The sequence below is a fragment of the Mesorhizobium sp. M0601 genome (assembly GCF_040320845.1).
GTDB lineage: Bacteria > Pseudomonadota > Alphaproteobacteria > Rhizobiales > Rhizobiaceae > Mesorhizobium.
The window spans coordinates 69,733-93,427 of the sequence record NZ_JAMYQK010000020.1; the positions used below are offsets into that span (position 1 = coordinate 69,733).

At 63.0% G+C, this 23,695-nt stretch carries 20 protein-coding genes and 1 pseudogene; 8 read left to right on the forward strand and 13 right to left on the reverse strand.

Annotation, left to right across the window (positions count from 1 at the left end):
* Positions 1-294: 294 nt before the first annotated feature.
* The 3 genes and pseudogenes from NKI41_RS18925 to NKI41_RS18935 form a co-directional block, all read right to left on the reverse strand.
* Positions 295-543: pseudogene (locus tag NKI41_RS18925) on the reverse strand (hypothetical protein); the annotation flags it as partial.
* Positions 544-745: 202 nt separating this feature from the next.
* Positions 746-1,366, reverse strand: coding sequence for a ribonuclease D (locus tag NKI41_RS18930; protein ID WP_254816792.1), 621 nt, complete (start codon positions 1,364-1,366; stop codon positions 746-748).
* A 103-nt stretch (positions 1,367-1,469) separates the two neighbouring features.
* A complete protein-coding gene (locus NKI41_RS18935) occupies positions 1,470-2,855 on the reverse strand; it encodes a M20/M25/M40 family metallo-hydrolase (RefSeq protein WP_352684508.1) in 1,386 nt (461 codons plus the stop codon).
* Between the two features lie 442 nt (positions 2,856-3,297).
* On the opposite strand from NKI41_RS18935, the gene polA reads away from it, so the two are divergent.
* Both polA and NKI41_RS18945 read left to right on the forward strand, forming a co-directional pair.
* Positions 3,298-6,246, forward strand: coding sequence for a DNA polymerase I (gene polA / locus NKI41_RS18940; protein WP_352469411.1), 2,949 nt, complete (start codon positions 3,298-3,300; stop codon positions 6,244-6,246).
* A gap of 292 nt (positions 6,247-6,538) precedes the next feature.
* Entirely contained in the window at positions 6,539-6,820 is a 282-nt protein-coding gene (locus NKI41_RS18945) for a type II toxin-antitoxin system RelE/ParE family toxin (RefSeq protein WP_352448351.1), read from the forward strand.
* A gap of 67 nt (positions 6,821-6,887) precedes the next feature.
* Here the strand turns inward: NKI41_RS18945 and NKI41_RS18950 are convergent, their stop codons facing one another.
* Positions 6,888-7,292: a Fur family transcriptional regulator gene (locus tag NKI41_RS18950; protein WP_023675234.1), complete on the reverse strand. Its 405-nt coding sequence runs from the start codon at positions 7,290-7,292 to the stop codon at positions 6,888-6,890.
* A gap of 206 nt (positions 7,293-7,498) precedes the next feature.
* On the opposite strand from NKI41_RS18950, the gene NKI41_RS18955 reads away from it, so the two are divergent.
* The 3 genes from NKI41_RS18955 (at position 7,499) to NKI41_RS18965 (ending at position 10,884) form a co-directional block, all read left to right on the forward strand.
* Positions 7,499-9,700, forward strand: coding sequence for a caspase family protein (locus NKI41_RS18955; RefSeq protein WP_352684510.1), 2,202 nt, complete (start codon positions 7,499-7,501; stop codon positions 9,698-9,700).
* 102 nt (positions 9,701-9,802) lie between these two features.
* Positions 9,803-10,183: a hypothetical protein gene (locus NKI41_RS18960; RefSeq protein WP_352684512.1), complete on the forward strand. Its 381-nt coding sequence runs from the start codon at positions 9,803-9,805 to the stop codon at positions 10,181-10,183.
* Entirely contained in the window at positions 10,180-10,884 is a 705-nt protein-coding gene (locus tag NKI41_RS18965) for a DUF4760 domain-containing protein (RefSeq protein WP_352613079.1), read from the forward strand. Before NKI41_RS18960 ends, NKI41_RS18965 begins: the two co-directional genes overlap by 4 nt.
* 84 nt (positions 10,885-10,968) lie before the next feature.
* On the opposite strand, the gene NKI41_RS18970 is transcribed toward NKI41_RS18965, so the two are convergent.
* Positions 10,969-12,051: a trypsin-like serine peptidase gene (locus tag NKI41_RS18970; RefSeq protein WP_352474872.1), complete on the reverse strand. Its 1,083-nt coding sequence runs from the start codon at positions 12,049-12,051 to the stop codon at positions 10,969-10,971.
* Positions 12,052-12,441: 390 nt separating this feature from the next.
* Here NKI41_RS18970 and NKI41_RS18975 point away from each other — a divergent pair, with 390 nt between their 5' ends.
* Positions 12,442-13,530: a S1 family serine peptidase gene (locus NKI41_RS18975; RefSeq protein WP_352684514.1), complete on the forward strand. Its 1,089-nt coding sequence runs from the start codon at positions 12,442-12,444 to the stop codon at positions 13,528-13,530.
* 90 nt (positions 13,531-13,620) lie between these two features.
* Here the strand turns inward: NKI41_RS18975 and NKI41_RS18980 are convergent, their stop codons facing one another.
* Complete coding sequence (locus tag NKI41_RS18980; protein ID WP_352502632.1) at positions 13,621-13,971, reverse strand: hypothetical protein; 351 nt, start codon at positions 13,969-13,971, stop codon at positions 13,621-13,623.
* Between the two features lie 181 nt (positions 13,972-14,152).
* On the opposite strand from NKI41_RS18980, the gene NKI41_RS18985 reads away from it, so the two are divergent.
* Positions 14,153-14,449, forward strand: coding sequence for a DUF2934 domain-containing protein (locus tag NKI41_RS18985; protein WP_352502631.1), 297 nt, complete (start codon positions 14,153-14,155; stop codon positions 14,447-14,449).
* Between the two features lie 82 nt (positions 14,450-14,531).
* On the opposite strand, the gene mgrA is transcribed toward NKI41_RS18985, so the two are convergent.
* From mgrA to NKI41_RS19020, 7 genes are all read right to left on the reverse strand, one after another.
* Positions 14,532-15,578 carry an L-glyceraldehyde 3-phosphate reductase gene (gene mgrA, locus NKI41_RS18990; RefSeq protein ID WP_352684516.1) on the reverse strand — a complete coding sequence of 349 codons (1,047 nt, stop codon included), beginning with the start codon at positions 15,576-15,578 and terminating at the stop codon, positions 14,532-14,534.
* Between the two features lie 129 nt (positions 15,579-15,707).
* Positions 15,708-16,856, reverse strand: coding sequence for a Gfo/Idh/MocA family protein (locus NKI41_RS18995; RefSeq protein ID WP_352684518.1), 1,149 nt, complete (start codon positions 16,854-16,856; stop codon positions 15,708-15,710).
* 12 nt (positions 16,857-16,868) lie between these two features.
* Positions 16,869-17,615, reverse strand: a complete 747-nt coding sequence (locus NKI41_RS19000) for a sugar phosphate isomerase/epimerase family protein (RefSeq protein ID WP_352684519.1) — start codon at positions 17,613-17,615, stop codon at positions 16,869-16,871.
* A gap of 86 nt (positions 17,616-17,701) precedes the next feature.
* Positions 17,702-18,814, reverse strand: coding sequence for an ABC transporter ATP-binding protein (locus NKI41_RS19005; protein ID WP_352448362.1), 1,113 nt, complete (start codon positions 18,812-18,814; stop codon positions 17,702-17,704).
* 5 nt (positions 18,815-18,819) lie between these two features.
* Complete coding sequence (locus tag NKI41_RS19010) at positions 18,820-19,755, reverse strand: carbohydrate ABC transporter permease (RefSeq protein WP_352644084.1); 936 nt, start codon at positions 19,753-19,755, stop codon at positions 18,820-18,822.
* Positions 19,748-20,641, reverse strand: a complete 894-nt coding sequence (locus NKI41_RS19015) for a carbohydrate ABC transporter permease (protein ID WP_352448363.1) — start codon at positions 20,639-20,641, stop codon at positions 19,748-19,750. Before NKI41_RS19015 ends, NKI41_RS19010 begins: the two co-directional genes overlap by 8 nt.
* A 107-nt stretch (positions 20,642-20,748) precedes the next feature.
* On the reverse strand, positions 20,749-21,987 hold the full coding sequence (locus tag NKI41_RS19020; RefSeq protein WP_352684520.1) for an ABC transporter substrate-binding protein: 1,239 nt from the start codon (positions 21,985-21,987) through the stop codon (positions 20,749-20,751).
* 394 nt (positions 21,988-22,381) lie between these two features.
* Here NKI41_RS19020 and NKI41_RS19025 point away from each other — a divergent pair, with 394 nt between their 5' ends.
* Entirely contained in the window at positions 22,382-23,431 is a 1,050-nt protein-coding gene (locus NKI41_RS19025; RefSeq protein ID WP_352684522.1) for a LacI family transcriptional regulator, read from the forward strand.
* Positions 23,432-23,695 lie beyond the last annotated feature (264 nt).

The following is a 23,695-nucleotide window of genomic DNA, read 5'->3' on the forward strand; positions in this document are numbered from 1 at the left end:
ATACCAAAATTAGTAGCATAGCTGCCGGCACAAAGCAAGAACAAAATACGCTTTGCCTCAGAATAATCACTTCAGGTCGGCGCTGCCCCTCACCCTTACCTCTCCCCGTGAAGGACGGGGAGAGGGGGTCGCCAGCGTCGCGGCCAAGCCCCTTCTCCCCGTTCTTTACGGGGAGAAGGTCCCGGCAGGGGGTTGAGGGGCAGCGCCGAGATCGGATGAAAAACCTATGCAACACAAACTTTGAGGAGGAAAAAATTCGCCACGATCCCGCCGGCCCGAGACCAGCCCCCCAGAGTCGTCCGCATCCGCATCGTCGGAGGCCGGCCGCCAGCTGATCGGCTCGATCTTCCTTTGCGTATGGCCGTCCGTATAGGCCCACCAGCCGGCGTCGCTTTCGTCCCAGTCGCCGCCGGCCGCCTTCAGCCGGTCGAGCGAACGGTATTGCGCGATGCTCTCGTTTATCACGCCGTCGCTGTCCTGCCAGTAGACGGTGACCTTGGAACCGTCCCTGGGTGCCGTTTCGATTGATTTTCGGGCAGCCATTTTCATTTCTCCCGGTGAAGCGAACGGAACGCAGGGACAAGCGTCCGGTTCCTGGCCGATGGCCTTTAGGAGGATTCGCTCCGGCGAGACATATGGCGTGGTTTTCGAGAACCGGAGCGCAGCGGACATTTGGGTCCGTGAGCACCGGAAGCGGAGAAAACTGCGCCAGATGGCCGCCGGAGTAGAATTATCATGAAGGCCATTAGCTGTGGGCGAAGATATCCTCCTCATCCCAGCCCATCAGGTCGAGTTTCGCACGCGTCGGCAGGAAGCGGAAGCAGGCATCGGCCTCCCTGGTCCGGTTGTCGCGCGCCAGACGCGCGCTCAGTACGTCGCGCAGCCGGTGCAAATAGAGCACGTCGGAGGCGGCATATTCGAGTTGCTCGGGCGACAGCGTCTCGGCGGCCCAGTCCGATGATTGCTGCGCCTTCGACAGGCCGATCCCGAGAAGCTCGAAGCAGATGTCCTTCAGCCCGTGCCGGTCGGTGTAGGTGCGCGTCAGCCGCGACGCGATCTTGGTGCAGAACACCGGCTCCGGCATGACGCCGAAGGCATTGTAGAGAACGGCGAGATCGAAGCGGCCGTAATGGAACAGCTTGGTGATGCTGCGGTTCTTGAGCAGGCTGACGAGGTTCGGCGCCTTCTTCTGGCCGGGCGCGATCTGGATGACGTCGGCCGAGCCGTCGCCCGGCGAGATCTGCACGACGCAGAGCCGGTCGCGATGCGGGTTCAGCCCCAGCGTCTCGGTGTCGATGGCGACCGCCCCGACATCGTAATGCAGCAGGCCGGGCAGATCGTTTTTGTGGAAACGTATGTCGCTCATCGTCTTCTCCGGTCGCGGCCCCGTGCAGCGATGCGCGACGGACCGTGCCCGTCCTTGCCGCGATCCGGCGAAAAATCAACAAAAACTTGAATCTGGCGTAATTTCAGCGTGTCAGCGCCTCGAGAATGCGCGCCCAGGAGCGCTGGCCCTTGTGGAAGGAGCTCATCTCGTACTTCTCGTTCGGCGAGTGGATGCGGTCGTCGTCGAGGCCGAAACCGACGAGCAGCGACTCCATGCCGAGATAAGTCTGGAAATCGCCGACCACCGGGATCGAGCCGCCGCTGCCGGTCACCACCGCCGGCTTCGGCCATTCGTCGGACAGCGCCTGCTTGGCCTTGGCGAGGAAGGGCGAGTCGTAGGACAGCTGGATCGCCGGCGAGCCGCCATGCGGATGAAATTCGACCGAGCAGTCGGCCGGAACGCGCTGCCTGGCAAATGCCTGGAAGGCGGCGCGGATTTTTTCCGGATCCTGTTTGTGGACCAGGCGGAAGGAGACTTTCGCCGAGGCTTGCGCGGCGATCACCGTCTTGAAGCCCTTGCCGGTATAGCCGCCGATGATGCCGTTGAACTCGGCCGTCGGCCGCGCCCAGGTCAGTTCGAGCACCGAGCGGCCCTTTTCGCCGGACGGGATCGACAGGCCGATCGGGCCGAGGAAGGTCTCGGCCGTCTCACCGAGCGACAGCCACGACTGCAATATCTGCGACGGCGTTTCCTCGACGCCGTCATAAAAACCCGGAATGGTGACGTGACCATCCGCATCGTGGATGTCGGCCAGGATCTTTGCCAGGATGCGGATCGGATTGGCGGCCGCACCGCCATAGAGCCCGGAATGCAGGTCGCGGTCGGCGGCAGTCACCGTGATCTCCTCGCCGACCAGCCCGCGCAGCGAGACGCAGATCGACGGCGTATCGCGGTCCCACATGCCGGTGTCGCAGACCAGCGCGAAATCGGCCTTGAGCTCATCCGCATTCGCCTCGAGAAACGGCTTCAGCGACGGCGATCCGGACTCCTCCTCGCCCTCGAACAGGATCGTGATGCGGCACGGCAATCCGCCATGCACCTGCTTCCACGCGCGGCAGGCCTCGACGAAGGTCATCAGCTGGCCCTTGTCGTCGGCCGCGCCGCGGCCGGTGATCACCTTGTGGCCGGGCTCGATCTCCTTGACCGCCGGTGCGAACGGGTCGCTTTCCCACAGCTCGATCGGATCGACCGGCTGCACGTCGTAATGGCCGTAAAACAGCAAATGCGGCGCGCCCGCCGGCCCATCGTGATGCGCGACCACCATCGGATGGCCTGGTGTGTCGCGCATGCTGGCGTCGAAGCCGATCAGCTTGAGCTCGGCGACCAGCCATTCGGCGGCCTTGCGGCAGTCGGCGGCGTAGTCCGGATCGGTGGAGATCGACTTGATGCCGAGCAGGCCGAACAGGCGTTCCAGGCTCTGGTCGAAGTTCTTGTCGAGGCGGTCGAGAACAGGGGAAACTGCGGACATCTGGCGGGCCTTTCGATTCTGGCGGCGAATCTAGAGCCCATGTTGCGAAACGGAAAGCCCGCGACCGTTGGGCCACAGCTTCCTGTCCAAAGGCAAAAAAATGCCGCCGTGGTGGAGGGAACCACGGCGGCCTCTACTCGAAACGATGCGGCAGCCCGGAGAGGGGGGATAGGCTGCCGCAAGTGTCCGGAATAGGCGGGGGACGGGCCTTGCTCCGGACTTCGGCGAAAACTGCCGATGGCGTTTATCTGTGTCTGCGAACGTGGCGATTCAAGGGCACAAAAATTACACTTTTGTAACATAGGCGTGAGCGAACAAAGCTCCGGCCAGGCCGCATGGCAGGCCAGGCTCGCACGCCATTTGTCAGGGTGTTGCCGGAACCCTTGGCAGAAGCCGCCTTTGGCATGGACCGCGGCGCTGCGCCGCGCTATTCCCTCGTGCCATGAAAAAAGGCGATCATCTCTTCCTTGTCGACGGCTCCGGCTACATCTTCCGTGCCTATCACGCGCTGCCGCCGCTGTCCCGCAAGTCCGACGGGCTGCCGACCAGTGCCGTGCTCGGCTTCTGCAACATGGTCTGGAAGCTGACGCAGGACGCCCGCAACACCGATGTCGGCATCGTGCCGACGCATTTCGCCGTGATTTTCGACTATTCGTCGAAGACCTTCCGCAACGACCTCTACCCCGAATACAAGGCCAACCGCTCGGCGCCGCCGGAAGATTTGATCCCGCAATTCGGCCTGATCCGCCAGGCGACCAGGGCCTTCAACCTGCCATGCCTTGAGACGGAAGGCTACGAGGCCGACGATTTGATCGCCACCTATTGCCGGCTTGCCTGCGAAGCCGGCGCCGACACCACCATCATCTCTTCCGACAAGGATCTGATGCAACTGGTCGGCCCAACGGTTGCCATGTACGACCCGATGAAGGACCGCCAGATCGGTGTTCCCGAGGTGATCGAGAAATGGGGCGTGCCGCCACAGAAAATGATCGACCTGCAGGCGCTGACTGGCGATTCGGTCGACAATGTGCCGGGCGTGCCCGGCATCGGGCCGAAGACGGCAGCGCAATTGCTCGAACAGTTCGGCGACCTCGACACGCTGCTCGCCCGCGCCGGCGAGATCAAGCAGGACAAGCGGCGCGAATCGATCATCGCCAATGCCGACAAGGCACGCATTTCGCGTGACCTGGTGAGGCTGAAGAACGACGTGCCGGTGACCGAAGGGCTTGACGAATTCGTATTGCATGCGCCGGACGGCCCCAGGCTGATCGGCTTCCTCAAGACCATGGAATTCTCGACGCTGACCCGCCGCGTGGCCGAAGCGACCGGAACCGACGCCGGCGACGTTCCAGCCACCCCCGTCACCATAGAGCGTGCCGATACCGCGCATGGCCCCGATATGGGTTTTGGCGTGCCCGCGGCCGCCGAGAGCGCACCGCCGTCGGACGAAGCGGCACTCGAAGCTCCGGCCGCAGCCAAGCAAGGCGACACCCCATCCCTGCTTTCGGCGCTTCGCCTGGAGGCTGCCACCGCCCGCAAGATCGACACCGGCGCCTACACCTGCATCCGCGACGCCGCGACGCTGAAGGCCTGGATCGCCGAGGCGATGGAGAGAGGCATCGTCGCCTTCGACGTTAAGACGTCCTCGCCCGATCCGATGCGGGCCGAACTGATCGGCCTTGCCATGGCCGTCGCGCCCGGCCACGCCGCCTATGTGCCGCTTGCCCACAAAAACGGCAATGGCGACCTGCTCGGCGGCGGCGCGGTCGAAAACCAGGTCCCGATCCGCGACGCGCTGGCGTTGCTCAAGCCGCTGCTCGAGGACAAATCCGTCCTCAAGATCGTGCACGACATGAAATACCGCCTTGTCGTCATGAGCCGTCACGGCATCGAGATCGGCCCCTATGACGACACCATGCTGATCTCCTACGTGCTCGAGGCCGGAACCCACGGTGGCCACGGCCTGGAGGCGCTGGCCGATAAATGGCTCGGCCACGCGACCATTCCGCTGAAGGAACTGGCCGGTTCGGGAAGAAGCTTCGTCGGCCTCGATCAGGCCGACCTCGGCAAGGCGACGGCTTACGGGGCCGAGCACGCCGACGTCGCGCTCAGGCTCTGGCAGGTGCTGAAGCCACGGCTTGCCGCCAAGGGCCTGGTCTCGGTCTATGAACGGCTTGAACGGCCGTTGGTGCCGGTCCTGGCACGGATGGAGCAGCGCGGCATCTCCGTCGACCGGCAGATCCTGTCGCGGCTCTCCGGCGAACTGGCACAGGGTGCCGCACGGCTCGAGGACGAGATCTACCAGCTGGTCGGCGAACGCATCAACATCGGCTCGCCAAAACAGCTCGGCGACATCCTGTTCGGCAGGATGGGTCTGCCCGGCGGTTCAAAAACCAAGACCGGCCAGTGGTCGACCTCGGCGCAGCTTCTCGAAGACCTCGCCGCCGAAGGCCACGAATTGCCGCGCAAGATCGTCGACTGGCGCCAGCTGACCAAGCTGAAATCGACCTATACCGATGCGCTGCCCGGCTTCATCCATCCCGACACCAAGCGCGTCCACACCTCCTACGCGCTTGCCGCGACGACGACCGGGCGGCTGTCGTCCTCGGATCCCAATCTGCAGAACATTCCGGTGCGCACCGTCGAGGGTCGAAAGATCAGGACGGCCTTCATCGCCGACAAGGGCAACAAGCTGGTTTCCGCCGACTACAGCCAGATCGAATTGCGCGTGCTCGCCCACGTCGCCGAAATCCCGCAGCTCAAGCAGGCCTTCGCCGATGGCGCCGACATCCACGCCATCACCGCGTCTGAAATGTTCAACGTGCCGGTCGAGGGCATGCCTTCAGAAGTGCGCCGCCGTGCCAAGGCGATCAATTTCGGCATCATCTACGGCATTTCGGCCTTTGGCCTCGCCAACCAGCTGTCGATCGCGCGCGAGGAAGCCGGCGACTACATCAAGAAATATTTCGAGCGCTTTCCCGGCATCCGCGACTATATCGATGCGACCAAGGCCTATGCCCGCGAGCACGGCTTCGTCGAGACCATTTTCGGCCGCCGCATCCACTATCCGGAGATACGGTCGTCGAACCCTTCGGTCCGTGCCTTCAACGAGCGCGCCTCGATCAACGCCCGCCTGCAGGGCACCGCCGCCGACATCATCCGCCGCGCCATGATCCGTATGGACGAGGCGCTGGAAAAAGCCAGGCTTTCTGCCCGCATGCTGCTGCAGGTGCATGACGAGCTGGTTTTCGAGACGGTCGAAGCCGAGGTCGAGGCGACGATCCCGGTCGTCTGCCACGTCATGGAGAACGCCGCCATGCCGGCGGTATCGATGTCGGTGCCGCTGCACGTCGACGCCCGCGCAGCCAACAACTGGGAAGAGGCGCATTAAGGCGGGCCACAGAGCCATGTTCGGTTCAAGGTTCACGAGCAGCAGCGGTATGCTATAGTGCCCGTATGATCACCAAGGCACTTGAGAATCTGGTAAGGCATGCGGAAGCTTGGCCTCGCGAAGACCAGGAGGAGCTTGCTGATTACGCCCGCGTCATCGAGGCGCGGCGGACTGGCGTGTATGCGATGTCGGAATCAGAGCGCAGCGCGGTCACAGCGGGCCTAGCAGAGGCCGATCACGGCACTTTCGTAGATGAGGATACCGTTCGCGCGGCCGACACCCGCCGCAGGCTATGAAGGTCCGATTTACGCGGCAAGCCTTTGCCGAACGCGAGGCGATTTTCAACTACCTCGAAGAGCGGGCGCCTCAGGGCGCCCTTTCAGTCATTTCTCGGATCCACGCTGGGATTTCGCGACTTGCCGAATTTCCCGAAAGCGGTCACGCAACCGACATCCCTGGCGTTCGCGTCCTCTTCATAGGCCGCTACCCTTATAAGGTCTTCTATCGTGCCCGTGCCGACGCAATTGAGATCCTGCACATCCGGCATACCTCAAGGAGACCCTTTCCCTACTGAGCCGATCCGGGAACACCCGGCGAGGGCTCGGAAAACCTTGCTCCGCCTTCGCCGCGTTGCTCCGGCCTCAAGCCGCCTCGGCCAAACACTTCGCACATGTCCCACGAAACTCGATCACCGCCTTCTTGGCGGCGAAGCCGGTCGAGCGCACCCATTCGTCGAGCCGGTGGCCGACATCATGGTCGGAGAACTCGGTCACCTGGCCGCAGGTGTCGCAGATGGCAAACGCCGTCATCGAATGGCTGTGGTCGTGCGGCTCGGCACAGGCGACGAAGGAATTGAGGCTTTCGAGCCTGTGCACGAAGCCGGATTTCACCAGCGTGTCGAGCGCCCGGTAGACCTGCAGCGGCGCGCGAAAACCGCGCTCGCGCAGTTGGTCGAGCAACGTATAGGCGCTGAGCGGGCCGCTGGCGGCCTCGAGCTTCTCGAGAACGCAAAGCTGGTTCTTCGTCAGTACATCCCTTGCCGCCATGATCCTGTTCCAAGCCGCTCCGATTGCTGCCATTTCGCAAACAGTCGGACCTCTTCCACTGAGATAGCGACGAACTGCCATTTTTGCTACTGTTTCTATTCGCAGCCGGTGGTCGGCTGGCCGGCGGCGCCATATTCAAAATACTGACAAAATCCTCGGCCAGGCTGGCCGTGCTTGGAAATTCGATCGGGCTTGGGGAAGCAATCATGATCAAAGTGACGCGGCGGACGCTGCTTGCCGGCACGTCCGCGCTGGCCGCTGCCGGCCTGGTGCCGTTTCGGGCATTCGCAGCGGCGCGCACCTACCATGCGCTGCTTGTTGCCTGCACCGATTACCCGAACCTGCCGAAGAAAAACTGGCTGATCGGACCGAAAAACGATGCCGGCCTGGTGCGCGATTACCTCCTGGGGAACACGCCCGCGCCGGTAAAATTCCTGGCCGAAAACGTCACGCTGCTCGCCAAGGATGTCGAAGGCGCCAACGGACCGCCGACACATGCGGCGATCAAGGCGGCGTTGGCCGATCTTGCCGCCAAGGTCCAGCGCGACGATTTCGTCTACCTGCATTTGTCCGGTCACGGCGCGCAGCAGCCGGCAGCGAACAAGGGCGACGAGACGGACGGCCTCGACGAGATTTTCTTGCCGTCCGACATCGACAAATGGGTGAACCGCGAAAAGGGCGTGCCCAATGCGCTGGTCGACAACGAGATCGGCACCGCGCTCGACGCTATCCGCGACAAGGGCGCCTTTATCTGGGCCGTGTTCGACTGCTGCCATTCCGGCACTGCGACGCGCGCCGCCGAGGTCGACGACGAGCTGGAACGCAAGGTCGAGTTCGCCGATCTGGTCGGCGGCGACGACGCTGCCAGGGCGGCTGCGGTGAGAGCCTATGACGAGATTGCGTCGGCCGCGCCGCGCGGCTTTGACGAGGACGGGCAGCGCAAGCCGGCCTTCAAGCTGACGCCGACCGGCGCCGAGCCGACCACCAAGGGCAAATTGGTCGCCTTCTACGCGGCGCAGACGGTGGAGACGACGCCCGAGATGCCGCTGCCCAAGGGCACGGCCGATGCACCGCGTTTCGGCCTGTTCACCTTCACCATCCTGTCGAAACTGGCCGAGAACCCCAACATCACCTATCGCCAGCTCGGCCAGGCAGTGCTGCAGCAATATTCGGCGGACGGCCGCACCCGGCCAACGCCGCTGTTCGAGGGAGAACTCGACGCACGCGTCTTCGGCACCGACAAGACAGACGCGGTCATGCAATGGCCGATCGTCATCGAGAACGACAAAGCCACGATCGGCGGCGGGTTGCTGCATCGCCTCACCCCCGGCAGCAGGCTCGCAATATTGCCGTCGGCGCTGTCGCCGCTGTCCGAGGCGCTTGGCTATCTCCAGGTTCAGTCGGCGAGAAACCTGGAAAGCCGGGTCAAGCCGGTCGAGTTCGGCGGCAAGCCGGCGCTCAAGCTGGCCGACATCCCCGCCAATGCCTATGCGCGGCTGGCCGAGCTCGCCGTCGACTACAAGCTCGTGGTCGCGCGGCCGGCAGCGGCCAAAGGCCTCGAGAAAGAGGCCGCGCTGGCGAACTCGGTTCTCGACGAACTGGCGGCCAGGAAGAGCTCAGGGTTCCACATCGCGCTGGTCGAGCCGGGCAAGAGCGCAGATCTGCGTCTCGCAGTGCTGCGCGAGAACGCCATTGCCGGCGCCGCAGAAGATGCCACCGACGCGCCGGCGCTGTGGTTCCTGCCGGCTTCGGGCGACATGACGCTCAAGGGCGGCAGCAAGCCGCCGTCGATCGTCATTCATCCGGACGGCCGCGAAAAGTTGATCGAGGCCGCCGCAGGGAATCTGACGAAAATCTTCCGCGCCATCGGCCTATCGAGGCTGGCCGCCGCCTCCGATTATCGGCCGGAAGAGGTCAGCGTCGAGTTCCGGATCAAGCGTTTTGACAGCGACACGCTGCAGCCGATCGAAGCGTCGACTGTGCCGCGTGTTTCGCCCGACGATCAGGTCCACGTACTGGCCAGGAACGGTTCGACCAACCTGGTCGACATCAACGTGCTCTATGTCGGCTCCGACTATTCCATCCAGCATTTTCTTGCCGAGCGCCTGACCGAAGGCGCCGTGCTCGAGGAAGGCCTGTTCAAATTCACCGACACCAGCTTCGGCATGGAGCGGATGATCGCCGTCTTGACCGAAGCACCGCCGCAGAGCGAGAAGCAGGATCTGAGCTTCCTGGCGCAAGAGGGCGTTGTCTCGGTAACGCGCGGACTGGGACAGCCAAGCTTCGCCGACATGCTGGCCGATATCGGCATGGCGCCGGCGACACGGTCGGCCATGCGGCTGACCGACGACAAGGGGTCGAAGGGCGCCGTGATGATTTTTCCGATGGAGACGGTGCCGCGCGCCTGAGGCGCGGTCAGGTGCCCGGCCGGGCCTCTTGCCTAATCGGCTGATAATGAACATTCTTCGACCACCGCTGTCGGCGGCCGAACGGAACGGGTGAGGGCGTTCGTGAACAGGATCGTATTTTCGTGGCGCGCAACAACCGCCGGCCTTGTCGCCGGGCTGTTGCTGGCCGCCAATGCTTCGGCGGACGAGGCTTGCGGCCTCTGCGCCAAGGAGGTCGTCATCAACTCCGAACTGGCGAGCTGCTTTCTCGACCAGTACGACCGGATCGCCAAAACCGGCAAGACCGCCGTTGTCGTCGATCTCAGCAGCTGCGCCTCGCGCGGCGTGGTCGAGCCGTTGCCGTCGCCGGGCAAGGCGCAGGTGGAGCCTGACGTGCAGTTCATCGTTTCGCGCACGCAGCTGGATTGCCTGAAGAAGAAGCTGGAGACGCCGGGCATCGTGCTCGACCCGTCCGCCACCATAGAACTGGACAGCTGCGGATGACGAAAGCGGGGGGCAACGCAACGCAGCAGGCAGTGACGGCGCCGGTACCGCAAAAGAAGCCGGTGTCGCTGCCGGAAACCGTCGAGGGCCTGCCGTGGGTGAGCAATCACGAGGTCAAGAAGGAGGCGAACCCATTCACCGATCGCGACTGGCGCATGCTCGTCTATGCCTGGTCCGGATTGCTGGTGCGCCTGGCGATCATCTTCACCTTGATCTTTTCGGTCTACCAGTTCCTGGCAAACCAGGAGCAGAAGCGCGTCGAGCAGACGATGTCGCTGGTCGAGCTCTGGGAAAGCAAGGATTACCAGCAGGCGCAACGGGCCCTCAAGCAACGCCTGGCGGCGCTCAACGCCAAATACGGCAATCTGCTCAGTGCCAATCCGACGCCGACCGAGGAACAGGTGTTCAGACAGCGCATCGGCATCGAAGCGATGAGCGCTACCGGCGGCGACATGCCGCTTGCCGACTTCAGCGACAATTTCGACCGCGTCGTCTATTTCCTCAACCGCCTTTCCTTCTGCGTCGAAGGCAGGCTGTGCTCGCGCGACGTCGCCGACTCCTATTTCCGCGACTATGCCGCTTCCTTCTGGAGCTATTTTGCCGGCTATATCGATAAGGAGCGCAAGGCCGGTTCACCGACTTTCGCCCAGCCGATCGAGAACTATGTCCGCCAGGCGCCATCCTCGGCCCAGTCCGAATAATTCCCGAAAATGCGAAAGCCGGCGACGGAAATGCTCCGCCGCCGGCCGGTTTTCCGCGATGATCGCGGCGGAAACTCTGCAGGCCTATTTGTACAGGCTGTTGATCCACTGGACGTTGATGGCGTTCAGACGCACGGCGGTATTGGCATCCGGGCTCTCGGCCACGTTCACGCCGGTGATGACGCGCTGCTTGGAGCCATTGTCATAGGCATAGACCGAGCTGCCGCTCGACCCGGGATAGGTGTCGCAGTCGTACTGGAAATACTCGGTGGCGATGTTTTCGGCGTGCACTTCGCAGGTCGCCTTCCACATCGTGCCCATCGGCTTGTCGCCGGGATAGCCGATGATGTTGGCGGTGAAATCGCCGAGGTCGTCATAATTGGCATAGCCGAGCCAGCCGAGGTTGGTGCCGACATCCTGCTTCAGGGTGACGATGCCGAGATCCCACGGCACGACCGAGCCGTAAAAGCCCTGGTAATTGTCGATGAAGCCCTGGATGACATAAGCGCTTTCATAGGTGAAGGCGCCGAACGGCGCGTCGTCGGCAGTCTTGCCGTTGAGAGCCGGCACGAACAGGATATCGTCGAGCCAGGCCTTGTCCTCGTGGCTGTAGAGGCAGTGCGCCGCGGTGAGCACCGTGCGCGGGCCGATCAGCGTCGCCGAGCAGCTGCCATAGCTGCCGCTCTTCGATTTGCCTTCGAGATAGCCGATCGCGGTGAATGGGTAGGTTTTAGTATTCTTGATCTGCTCGCGGTCGTCCGTGCCGAACACCTGACGGCCAGCCTCTTCGCCTCCGCTCAGTCCGGAATTGTCGGACTTCTGCCCGTCGGCGGGCGCGTTCATGTCCTTGATGACAAGGTCCTTCAGCGTCTCGTTCGGGTCAATCTTGATGTCCTTGCCATCGGCGGAGCGGCCGACGATGCCATAGGATTTGACGGCCGTTGCTTCGTCGGTGAGCGGCGCGGCGCGGTTGGCCTCGTCGTCGGTCAGTTTCGGCGGGGCGATTGGTTTCGCCCGGCCGGGCTTGTAATCGCCCGATGTTACATCCCGCATGCTTTCGCCGTTGCCGGCATTGGCGGAACCTGGATCGGCAGCCAAGGCAGGAACCGCCCACATTGCGGTGGAAAGCAACGCGGACGCAATAATGCTATGTGTCAGTTTTGTCATGGTGAGACTCTCCCAAAAGTCAGCAAGGACTGGATCAAGATACAGAAATATTGTCGAGATCGTGGTGGCGCAAAAAAATGAAATTGGTTACCGGTGCCTTTACCGGGCCATTATTCAGTGCAGCCAGATTAGGTCCCCGCCAAAAATGCCTGCAACGGTATACTGCCTAAAATAATCCAACATTGGCAACGACAAATTGCTTCCACATAGCCCGTGGGGGGCTATAGGATTTTGGGCGGGTTGGCTCGACAGCACGACTAGCAGAAATGGTGCTCGGCTTTGTGACGGATCGTGCTTCGCCGTGGAGCATGATCTCACCGGCCGGTTCCATTTCAGTGGACCATGCGTCGGCGACTGACCTGCCGGGAACATCGTCTCAGGGGGTTCGAGGTGAAGATCATCCATAGGTTCAGACCGATTGCCGCCGCCGCGCTGCTCGGCATCGCGGCGGCCTTGCCGGCCGTCAATTCCGTTCATGCCACGGACGCGGCCGCCCGGCCCGAGGCGGCGATCTCGCCGATGAAACGCGTAGCCGAGGCCAGGGCCAAGGCCAGGGCGCAGAACCCCGACGGCGCCGATCGCGTCTACGGCGGCAAAGAGGCCGAGAAGGGCGCTTACCCGTTCCAGGTGGCATTGCTGACCACCGGCAAACTGGACAAAAGCCCGGCCTCGCAGGCGAATGCGCAGTTCTGCGGCGGCAGCCTGATCGCGCCGCAATGGGTGCTGACGGCGGCGCACTGCCTCAATGACGACGGCGAGCCGATTTCGCCTGATGTGGTCACCGTGCTCACCGGCGCCACCGATCTGAGCGAGGGCAAGCGCTACAAGGCGGTGGAGATCATCGTCAACGAGGGCTACAGCGAGCAGACGCTGGACAACGATCTCGGCTTGATCCGGCTGGCCACGCCGGCCGATGCCCCGACCATCAAAATTGCCCGTGAGCCGACACCAGACGCCGGCAAGACGACGGTCACCGGCTGGGGCAAGATGCAGGACGGAACGTTTCCCACCGCGCTGATGGTCGCCGACCTGGACCTCCAGCCGAACGCAACCTGCAACAGCGGCATCAAGGCGATTTATGCGCATGATTTGAAGGCAGCGCTCGGCGAACTCGCCCGCCGCATGCGTTATTCGGAAAGGGGCATCGAGGCGGCCGCCAACGCGATTGCGGCCGATATGGCCGATCCGCTGACCGGCAACATGATCTGCGCCGGCACGGCCAGCGGCGAGCGCGACGCCTGCAATGGCGACAGCGGCGGACCGCTGTTCATGACCGGCGCCGATGGTCCGGTGCAGGTCGGCGTCGTCAGCTGGGGCGAAGGTCCGGCCGACGGCGGTACCGCCTGCGGCCACAAGAACGCCTACGGCATCTACACGCGGCTGGCCAATTACACCGGCTGGATCGAGGAGAAGATGAAGACGGCGGCGCCCGCAGCGCCCAAAGCCCTCGGCACGGCGCAGAAGCCCGCCACGCCCTGACCGGTGTCATTGCTGAACCAATGAACAGCGGGAGCAATCCCTCTGTTTCTGTCCCAAAACCCGGTTCTGTCCCAAAAACCTGGGTCGGGACTAGAACCAGCGATCGCGGCGCTGATCTGTGGCGGCCAGGGTGAGGCCGAGTAGCGCTCCTACGGCCGCTCCGAGGATGAATGCCGACGATATTGTGCCGGGATTCTCCTGGACCACCCCCGACACCGTCTGCGCCCTGTTGCGCAGGGCTTGTGCTGTCCGAGAGGCGCGCTCGGCAGCGTTGTCATACCAGCCGCCGGCGTCTTCGATCGCCTCTTCCGCGCGTTCGGCCAAGGTCCGATTGATCTTGCTGATCTCGCGCCTCAGCTGCGCGACCTGCTTCTCCAGGGCTTCCTGAGCTTCGCGTTGGGTCATCTTGGGTGCTGCGGATTCGTTTGGTTCGTCGGCCATGGTAATCTCCTTTGCTCAGGTGAGGATCAACGGCGTGCCCGCTGTGCAGGTTCCTCCGCAAAACGATTCCGTCCGGTGTTTGTTCGTTGGAAGCGCGGCTCTGCCTGCAAAATCGGCTTGAACATAGGATCGTTCCGGCGCTCCCCGCGTTGGTGAAAAACGCCACAAGGGAGGAACCGTCATGGACAACGATCGGCATGAAAAGATTCGGCAGCGAGCCTATGAAATCTGGATGCGCGAGGGCCGCCCGGATGGCGCGCATGAGCGTCATTGGCAGCAGGCGAAGCAAGAGCTTGGCCTCGACGACGCGGACGGTCCGGCGGGAACGATCGCCAGCTCCGACGTTCTGACGGTCGAGGCACTGGCGATGCGCACCGGGATAACCGGTGATCAGGCGCAAGAGCTGATCGACAGGCTGGGCAACGACAGGGCGACGCTCGAGCAAGCCGCGCGGAACCTCAAGGCAGCCGAAAGTTAGCCGCTGGCCACCGTGTCGAAGACAGCTACCAGTTCGCGCTGCCGCGTCTTTTCGATGAAACCGGACCGCAGACCGTCGTCGCCTACTTCCTCGGCGGCCCCTTGCGCTCGGCCGATGCCGCCCAGAGATTGATGTCCGACTCGCAGGCAAAGGTGTCGATCTCGGCGAGCTCGGCATCGCTGAAGTCGAGCGCCTTCAGCGCGCCGACGCAATCCTCGACCTGTTCCGGCCGGCTGGCGCCGATCAGCGCCGACGTCACCCTGCCCCGGCGCAGCACCCAGGCCAGCGCCATCTGCGCCAGCGTCTGGCCGCGGCGACGGGCGATGACGTTCAGCGCCTCGATATTGGCGATCGACTTGTCGTTGATGAATGCCGGGCGCAGCGACTTGCCCTGGCTGGCGCGGCTGCCATCGGGGATGCCGCCGAGATATTTGTCGGTCAGCATGCCTTGCGCCAGCGGCGAGAACACGATCGAGCCGACACCAAGCCCCTCCAGCGTATCGAGCAGGCCATCATCCTCGACCCAACGGTTGAGCATCGAATAGCTCGGCTGATGGATCACGCAAGGCGTGCCGAGCTGCTTCAATATGTCGGCGGCCTCGCGGGTGCGCTGCGAATTATAGGAGGAAATGCCGGCATAGAGCGCCTTGCCCGAGCGCACCGCGTGATCGAGCGCGCCCATCGTTTCCTCCAGCGGGGTGTCGGGGTCGAAGCGGTGCGAATAGAAGATGTCGACATAGTCGAGCCCCATCCGCTTCAGGCTCTGGTCGAGGCTGGCCAGGACATATTTGCGGCCGCCCCATTCGCCATAAGGTCCTGCCCACATTTCGTAGCCGGCCTTGGTCGAGATGATCAGCTCGTCGCGATAACCGGTAAAGTCCGTCCGCAGGATCTCGCCGAACGCCCGCTCCGCCGAGCCGGGCGGCGGGCCGTAATTGTTGGCGAGGTCGAAATGCGTGATGCCGAGATCGAACGCCCTGCGCGTGATCGCCTGCTTGGTTCTATGCGACGTGTCGTCGCCGAAATTGTGCCACAGCCCAAGCGAGATCGCCGGCAGCTTCAGGCCGGACCGCCCGCAGCGATTGTAGACCATCTTGCCATAGCGGTTTTCGGCGGGGACATACGGCATGGGAAATCCTCAAATCGAAACGAGCCCGACGGCTGCCGCCGCGACAGTGGGGCAGTCGAGCTTGCCACCCTTAGCCTCTCCCCACGCAAACGGGGAGAGGCTTTTTGCGGTGCTTGGGAGGCGCGCCGCCTACTTGGTTTTCTGCTTCGCCAGCAGCTCCTTCGCCGCCTTGACGCCGAGTGCCGCGGGCCGCTCGCAGCTGGTCTGCATGGCGACGAACTTTCCGGTCTCGCCCGAACGCAACAGGCCGGTCATGACGTCGACGGCATGCAGCGCCAGTTCCATCGAGCAGCGGTGCGGCCGGCCTTCCGTGATCGCGATCGCCATGTCCGCCAAACCGGCGGTGCGGTAGTTGGCCATCATGCCTTGCGAATGCATCTCGTTGGGCACGCCGAACGGATGCGGCCATTTCGGCAGCTTCTTCACGGGCTTGGCGGCATCGGTGTAGCGCACCTCGCCGCCGAAGAAGTTCGGATCCGGCACGAACACCGTGCCCGCCTCGCCATAGAGCTCCATCGGCGCGTGGCCGTGGCTCCAGACATCCCAGCTGGTGTTGAGCGTCACCACGGCGCCGTTCTCGAATTCCAGCACGCCGTGGATCGTCGTTGGCGTGGAGACCGGGATCTTTTCGCCGGCGCGCGGCTTCGAGCTGATGATGCGTTCCGTCATCGGGATCGAAGCGAAGGCGGCGACCCGCTTCACCGGCCCGATCAGCTGGATCAGGTTGGTGATGTAATAGGGTCCGATGTCGAGCACCGGCCCGGCGCCCGGCTGGAAGAAGAAGTCCGGATTGGGGTGCCAGTGCTCCATGCCATGGCTCATCACATGACAGGTGCCGCTGGTGATCCTGCCGAGCCTGCCGGTGTCGATCAGGTCGCGGACAAGCTGGTGCGCGCCGCCGAGGAAGGTGTCGGGCGCCGAACCGATGCGCAGCCCCTTGCTTTCCGCCCGTTTTTTCAGGTCGAGCCCTTCCTTGACCGACAGCACGAAGGGCTTCTCCGAATAGACGTGCTTGCCGGCGTCGAGGATCTGCTTCGACACCTCGTAATGCACCGCCGGAATGGTCAGGTTGACGATGATGTCGATATCGTCGGCCTTAAGCAGCCCCTCGACGGTCTCGGCGCGCAGTTTGAACTCTTTTGCCCGCGCTTTCGCCGCTTCCATGTTGATGTCGGCGCAGGCGCGCATCTCGATGCCGCGAAACAGCGGTGCCAGCGAGAAATACGCCTTCGAGATGTTGCCGCAGCCGATAACGCCGATGCCAAGTTTTGTTGCCATGCTGGTGTGCTCCTAATAGGTCTTGGCGGCTGCGATCGAGCGGCGGGCGAAGCGCTCGATATCATTGGGATTGTCCTGTTCCATGACGTAGTATTTTGCGGCGCTTTTGGCGCGCAGCGCCTTGATCAGGCCGGGCCAGTCGATGGTGCCGTGGCCGACATCCGACCAGCCGTCCTCGTCGAGGCCCTCGCCCGGCTTGGCCAAGTCCTTGACATGGACGGCGACGATGCGCTTGCCGTGCTTCTCGATCCAGGGCAGCGGATCGACGCCGCCGCGCACCACCCAGGCGACGTCCATCTCCCAGCCGATGTCGGGCGCGCAGGACAGGATATGGTCCTGCGGCACCGAGCCGTCGGCGAGCGCCTTGAACTCGAAATCATGGTTGTGCCAGGCAAAGCCATAGCCGGCTTTCCTGGCCGTCTCGCCGACCTTGGCCAGGCGTTCGCCGAAGCCGCGCCAGCCGGCTGTGTCGGCCGGCCTGAACTCGGCGTTCAGGAACGGGCAAATGAGCAGCGTGATGCCGAGCGCGTCGGCCGTCCTGCACACGCCGTCGAAATCCTTCTCGAGCGCGTCGATCGAGAAATGCCCGGTCGGCATGGCGAGCCCGTTCTTGTCGAGCTCGGCACGGAACGCCTTGGGATCGTCATAGACGCCGCCGAACCCTTCGACTTGGCTGTAACCAAGCTCCCCCAGCATCTTGAGCACGCCCTCCCAGGGCTGGAAATTGCGGGCGCTGTAAAGTTGGAATGACCAGTTCATCGTCTCTGTCCGTTTTCTTGTGGATGGTTAGTTTGGGGGGATGAGTCTTGCGGGAGTAGAAGAGTCTTGGGAGGCTAAATCATGCTCTAGAGGCGGTTACCTGTGGCGGCGTCGAAAAGCGAGGCGCGCATCGGGTCAAAACCGATGCCGACCGCCTCGGCGTTGTTTGGCGTGCGCTCGGCCGTCACCCGCACCGTGAAATTCTGGCCGGCGAGCTTCAGCCAGACCAGCGTGTCGGAACCCATGGGCTCGACGACCTCGACATTTGCCGTGGCTGCGAACGGCCATCCCGTGCCGCTGTTGAACGCCACGTGCTCGGGGCGGATGCCGAACACGGCCGGCCCTGGCACCGGGTCCTTCTCGAAAGCATAGGTGGCAAGCGGTATCCGCACATCCTCGGCGACGAAGTGCCAGTCGCCTGCCGCTTGCTCCAGTCTGCCGTCGAGGAAGTTCATTGCCGGCGAGCCGAGGAAGCCGGCGACAAACCGGTTGACCGGCCGGTTATAGATGGTCTGCGGCGCATCGAGCTGCTGGATGACGCCGCCCTTCATCACCGCGATACGGTCGGCCAGCGTCATCGCCTCGATCTGGTCGTGGGTGACGTAGATCATGGTGTTCTCGAGCTTGCGATGCAGCAGCTTGATCTCGACGCGCAATTCCGCGCGCAGCTTGGCGTCGAGGTTGGAGAGCGGCTCGTCGAACAGAAAGACATCGACGTCACGCACAAGTGCGCGCCCGATCGCCACGCGCTGGCGCTGGCCGCCGGACAGCGCCGCCGGCTTGCGATGCAAAAGCGGTTCGATCTGCAGGATCTCGGCGGCCCGGGCGATGCGCTTGGCGATCTCGTCCTTGGCGAGGCCGGCAACGCGCAGCCCGAACGACAGGTTCTTCTCCACCGTCATCTGCGGATAGAGCGCGTAGGACTGGAACACCATGCCGATGCCGCGATCCTTGGGCTCTTCCCAGGTGACGTTCTTGCCCTTGATGAAGATGCGGCCTTCGGAAACGTCGAGCAGCCCGGCAATGCAGTTGAGCAAGGTCGACTTGCCGCAGCCGGACGGACCGAGCAGCACGATGAATTCGCCTTCGGCAACATCGAGGTTGAGCGTCTGCAGCACCGATATCGCACCGAAATTCAGCGACAGGTTCTGGATCGAGACGCTGGTGCCGTTTGCCGCAATGCTGCCGTTTGCGTTCATCGCCATCATCCTTTCACCGCGCCGGCGGCGATGCCGCGCACAAACAATTTTCCGGACAGGAAATAGACGATCAGCGGCACCAGGCCGGTCAGGATGGTGGCTGCCATGTTGACGTTGTATTCCTTCACGCCTTGCACCGAGTTGACGATGTTGTTGAGCTGCACCGTCATCGGATAGGTGTCGGGGCGGGTGTAGACGACGCCGAACAGGAAGTCGTTCCAGATGCCGGTCACCTGCAGGATGATGGCGACGACGAAGATCGGCAGCGACATCGGCAGCATGATGCGGAAATAAATGCCCCAGAAGCCGGCGCCGTCGACACGCGCTGCCCGGAACAGCTCCTCCGGCATGGAGGTAAAGTAGTTGCGGAACAACAGTGTGAGGATCGGCATGCCGAAGATGGAATGTACGATCACCAGGCCGCTGAGGCTGCCGTAAAGGCCGACTTCGCGCAGGATGATGACGATCGGATAGATCATCACCTGATAGGGGATGAAGGCGCCGACGATCAGGATGATGAAGAAGGTGTCGGCACCTTTGAAGCGCCAGTTGGCAAGCGCATAGCCGTTCACCGAGGCGAGCGCGATCGACAGGATCACCGACGGGATGGTGATGCGCACCGAATTCCAGAAGCCACGCGACAGCCCGTCGCAGTTGAGCCCGGTGCAGGCGCTCGACCAGGCCTTGACCCATGGCTCGAAGGTGATCTCCATCGGCGGCGAGAAGATGTTGCCGAGGCGTATCTCGGGCATGCCTTTGAGCGATGTCACCACCATCACGTAGAGCGGCAAAAGATAGTAGAGCGCAACCACGATCAGCGTGCCGTAGAGGAAGATGTTGCGGCGCGAGAATGTGTGGCGCGGCTTCGGCCCGCTCGGCCCGTAGGCTTCGAGCCCGCCGGCGCCGGCAATGGCGGGCAATGAAACGGCTTGGTCAGACACGCTTCTTGCCTCCAAACTCGAGATAGGCCCACGGCACGATGACGATGATCACCGACAGCAGCATCATGGTCGAGGCGGCGAACCCCTGACCGAGGTTCTGGGCGAAGAACATGTAGTCATAGACATATTTGGCCGGGACTTCGGAGGCGATGCCGGGCCCGCCGCTGGTCTGGGCGACAACCAGGTCATAGATCTTGACGATACCGGCAGCGATGATGACGAGCGTGGTGATGAAGACCGGCCGCATCATTGGTATGATGATGAACAGATAGGTCTTCCAGGTCGGTATCCCGTCGACCCGCGCTGCCTTCCAGATATCCTCGTCGATCCCGCGCAGGCCGGCCAGCATCAGGCACATGATGAGCCCGGTGCCCTGCCAGAGAGCGGCGATCAATATGCCGTAGATGACGATGCTGGAATCATAGAGCGGATTGAAGCTGAAGCTCGTCCAGCCGAGGCTGCGCACCACTCCCTGGATCCCGAACTCGGGGTTGAGCAACCACTGCCAGACGAGGCCGGTGACGATGAAGGAGAGGGCGAAGGGATAGAGGAAAATGGTCCGGAACGTGTCCTCGAACCGGATCTTCTGGTCGAGCAGGGCGGCAAGCAGGAAGCCGATCACCAGCGAGAACAGCAGCGACAGCACGCCGTAGATCAGCAGGTTCTCGATCGAGACCAGCCAGCGCGGCACCGACCACAGCCGGTAGTACTGGTCGAGCCCGACGAAATTTAGCCGTGGCAGGAGCTTCGAACTGGTGAAGGAATAAAGCACCGTCCACGCGCTGCCGCCGACAAAGATCACCAGCGCTGTGAGGATCATTGGGATCGAGGCGATCTTCGCATTGAGGTTGCGAAAGAGTTGGCTAGGGCGTTCGCTCTTGCTCATCTGCACAGCCGCTTTGGATCGGGTAAGGGCCGGAGGGTCAAGAGGCCTTGACCCGAGCTCCCGACCCTGCGTTTGCAGGGGCGGGAGTGAGGCGGTCGGTCGATCGCTCAATCGGCCGAACCGACAATGGCGGCGAAGCGCTTCTGCGCATCTTCCACGGTCATGTCCTGCTTGGCGAAGAACTCGGAGAAAAGATCCTCCTTCTGCTTCTGGGTATCCTGCGAAAGCAGCTGGTCGGTCCAGGGCATGATATTGCCCTTGGCGAGAATTTCGAGCCCCTTCTTCATGCAGTCGTTCGCCGCCTTGAGGTCGACGTCGCCGCGTACCGGCAGCGAACCTTTCTTGAGATTGAAGGCGACCTGCGTCTTGGGATCGAGCAGCGTGTGGGCCAGCACTTCCTGTGCCTTCGATTTTTCGGGATCCTTCAGCAGCGGGAAGTAGAAAGCGTCGCCGCCGGTGGCGATCATCTCGTTGAGACCGAGGCCCGGAAGGCAAGTATAGTCCTTGCCGGCGACCTGACCGGCAACCTGGAACTCGCCCTGCGCCCAGTCACCCATGATCTGGCCGCCCGCCTTGCCGGTGATGACCAGATTGGTGGCCTGGTTCCAGTCCTGCACATTGGTGTTCTTGGCCATCTTGCGGGCATCGTCCGCGGCCTTGAAGACCTTGGCGACCTCGGGCCCGGCGGCGAATTCCGCGTCCTTGTCCTTGTAGACCTTGAGGAAGGCGTCGGTGCCGCCGACCGCCGCGAGCAGCACGTCGAAAGCGCCGGAGGCCTGCCAGGGCTGGCCGCCGACCGCGAGCGGCTGGATGCCTGCTTTTTCAAGCGCGGGCGCCGCAGCGACATATTCATTCCAGTTCTTCGGCACCGGCACGCCGGCCTTTTTGAAGGCCGCATTCGACAGCCACAGCCACTGCCAGGAGTGGATATTGACGGGCACGCAATAGATCTTGCCGTCGAGGGTACAGCCGTCGAGCAGGCTCTTCGGCTGCACGATTTCCGTCCACTTTTCCTTGGTGGCGAGATCGGTGAGGTCGCGCATCAGCCCGGCCTGCACCAATTCTTCCGCCTGCCGGCCGTGATTGAACTGGGTCGCGCCCATCGGGTCGCCGCCGGTGATGCGGCTGATCATGATCGGCCGCGCCGTGCCGCCGGAGCCGGCGATGGCGCCGTCAACCCAGTGATTGCCGGTTGCGTCGAAAGCCTTGGCGAGTTCGGCGACCGCTGCCGCCTCGCCGCCGGAGGTCCACCAATGGGTGACTTCCAGATCCGTCGCGGCCGCCGGGCCGGCAAATTGCAGCGCGACCGTCGCAGCCAGCGCAGCAGTCATGAGTTGGTATCGCATTTCGTTCCTCCCAGAATCTGAAACGTTACAGATTTTCGATACGGCAATTGCTTGAGGCGCGCAACCCCTCAGGCGAAGGTGGCATCAAGTTTTTTCGAAGCGCGAATAAAATCGCGCGACTCGCCGGCCTACCGCATCGCAACAAGAGGGGTTGCACTGCAAAATGCAATGCTGCGACGCCAGAAAACCGGAAAAGCTCCTTCTGTCGCTCTTTTTTGCGCCGACCGGAGTGCCGCTCGTTTTGCGCCTGTCACCAGTGATATCGCCACGGCAGTGACAATCTGTAACGTTTCAGTATATAGCGGTCTCATTCGGTGAAGGCCCGCGGCGTACCCGCGGCCCGCCGATTGCCGGCCTGCCCGGCAACTGCTATGCGCCTGACGGGGCGGGATGAATGAACAGGCATCAAGAAGAGAAGGCCGACGAAGCGTCGGGCCGGGGCCGACCGACACTGAAGACGCTCGCCTTCATGACCGGGCTGGGCGTCACCACCGTGTCGCGCGCGCTGAAGGATGCGCCCGAGATCGGCGCCGAGACCAGGCGGCGCGTCCAGCTTGTCGCCAAGCAGATCGGTTATCGGCCCAACCGTGCCGGCGTCCGCCTGCGCACCGGCAAGACCAATGTCATCAGCCTGGTGCTCAACACCGAGCACGAGATCATGAGCTTTGTCTCGGATATCATCTACGGCGTTTCCGAAGTCATTGCCGACACGCCCTACCATTTGATCGTGACACCCTACTCGCGCTCGCAGGATCCGCTCGATCCGATCCGCTACCTCGTGGAAACCGGTTCAGCCGACGGCGTCATCATTTCGCGCACGCAGCCGAACGATCCGAGGGCCCGTTATATGCTGGAGCGCGGCATCCCCTTTGCCACGCATGGCCGCACCGATATGGGGCTGATCCATCCCTACCATGATTTCGACAATTACGCTTTCGCAGCCGAGGCAGTGCGCCATCTGGCCGGCCTCGGCCGCCGCCGCCTGGCTCTGTTGGCGCCGCCGGTCGAGCTGACCTATCACAGCCACACGCTCGCCGGCTTTGCCGATGCGCTGAGCGAGGTCGGCGCCAGCGAGATTCCGTTCAACACCGTTTCGATCGATCATTCGATCGAGCAGATCAGAATGCGGACCGCGCAGTTGATGCGCCGCGAAAGCCGCCCGGACGGTTTCATCAGCAGCGCCGCCGCCGCGACGCTCGCCATCGTCGCCGGCATCGAAGACGCCGGCCTCAAGCTTGGCCGCGATGTCGATGTGGTGTCCAAACAATCGTCGGAGCTTCTGCACCTGTTTCGCAGCGAATTGCTGGTCGTCAACGAGAACTTCCGACTGGCCGGCGCCGAACTCGCCCGCTCGGTGCTGGGCTGGATCGGCGGCGCCGCACCCGGCACCCTGCAAAGCCTGAGCGAGCCGGGCGAAGTGCAGGCCTGTCGCCGCCCCGACTAGAGCGGGATACGTTCAAATTGAACTGGGCTCCATCTATTTGTCATAGCCGCATTTCTGCGGCGCCAAGTGATTCCACTTGGCTGCAAAATGCGCGCTGCTGACTGGCAACCTTGGGGCCGGAAGCAGAACGGTCTGTTTTCGGTACGTAGATGAGAAAAGCAGCCGTTGCTTCTTCAAGTTAACGCACGCTGTTCGTCGCCTCGTCCCCTTCGCAGATACAGCTCAACATGCTTTCGCACGCCTACGCATTTCGGCGCGGGGATG

Coding starts and splice junctions, on each gene's coding strand:
- NKI41_RS18995 (WP_352684518.1), bottom strand. CDS start 16,856: ATGGCAACAAAACTTGGCATCGGCGTTATCGGCTGCGGCAACATCTCG.
- NKI41_RS18965 (WP_352613079.1), top strand. CDS start 10,180: ATGACGAAAGCGGGGGGCAACGCAACGCAGCAGGCAGTGACGGCGCCG.
- mgrA (WP_352684516.1), bottom strand. CDS start 15,578: ATGCCGTATGTCCCCGCCGAAAACCGCTATGGCAAGATGGTCTACAAT.
- NKI41_RS19000 (WP_352684519.1), bottom strand. CDS start 17,615: ATGAACTGGTCATTCCAACTTTACAGCGCCCGCAATTTCCAGCCCTGG.
- NKI41_RS19020 (WP_352684520.1), bottom strand. CDS start 21,987: ATGCGATACCAACTCATGACTGCTGCGCTGGCTGCGACGGTCGCGCTG.
- NKI41_RS18945 (WP_352448351.1), top strand. CDS start 6,539: ATGAAGGTCCGATTTACGCGGCAAGCCTTTGCCGAACGCGAGGCGATT.
- NKI41_RS18930 (WP_254816792.1), bottom strand. CDS start 1,366: ATGAGCGACATACGTTTCCACAAAAACGATCTGCCCGGCCTGCTGCAT.
- NKI41_RS19015 (WP_352448363.1), bottom strand. CDS start 20,641: ATGAGCAAGAGCGAACGCCCTAGCCAACTCTTTCGCAACCTCAATGCG.
- NKI41_RS18955 (WP_352684510.1), top strand. CDS start 7,499: ATGATCAAAGTGACGCGGCGGACGCTGCTTGCCGGCACGTCCGCGCTG.
- polA (WP_352469411.1), top strand. CDS start 3,298: ATGAAAAAAGGCGATCATCTCTTCCTTGTCGACGGCTCCGGCTACATC.
- NKI41_RS18985 (WP_352502631.1), top strand. CDS start 14,153: ATGGACAACGATCGGCATGAAAAGATTCGGCAGCGAGCCTATGAAATC.
- NKI41_RS18980 (WP_352502632.1), bottom strand. CDS start 13,971: ATGGCCGACGAACCAAACGAATCCGCAGCACCCAAGATGACCCAACGC.
- NKI41_RS18935 (WP_352684508.1), bottom strand. CDS start 2,855: ATGTCCGCAGTTTCCCCTGTTCTCGACCGCCTCGACAAGAACTTCGAC.
- NKI41_RS18970 (WP_352474872.1), bottom strand. CDS start 12,051: ATGACAAAACTGACACATAGCATTATTGCGTCCGCGTTGCTTTCCACC.
- NKI41_RS18950 (WP_023675234.1), bottom strand. CDS start 7,292: ATGGCGGCAAGGGATGTACTGACGAAGAACCAGCTTTGCGTTCTCGAG.
- NKI41_RS19005 (WP_352448362.1), bottom strand. CDS start 18,814: ATGAACGCAAACGGCAGCATTGCGGCAAACGGCACCAGCGTCTCGATC.
- NKI41_RS19025 (WP_352684522.1), top strand. CDS start 22,382: ATGAACAGGCATCAAGAAGAGAAGGCCGACGAAGCGTCGGGCCGGGGC.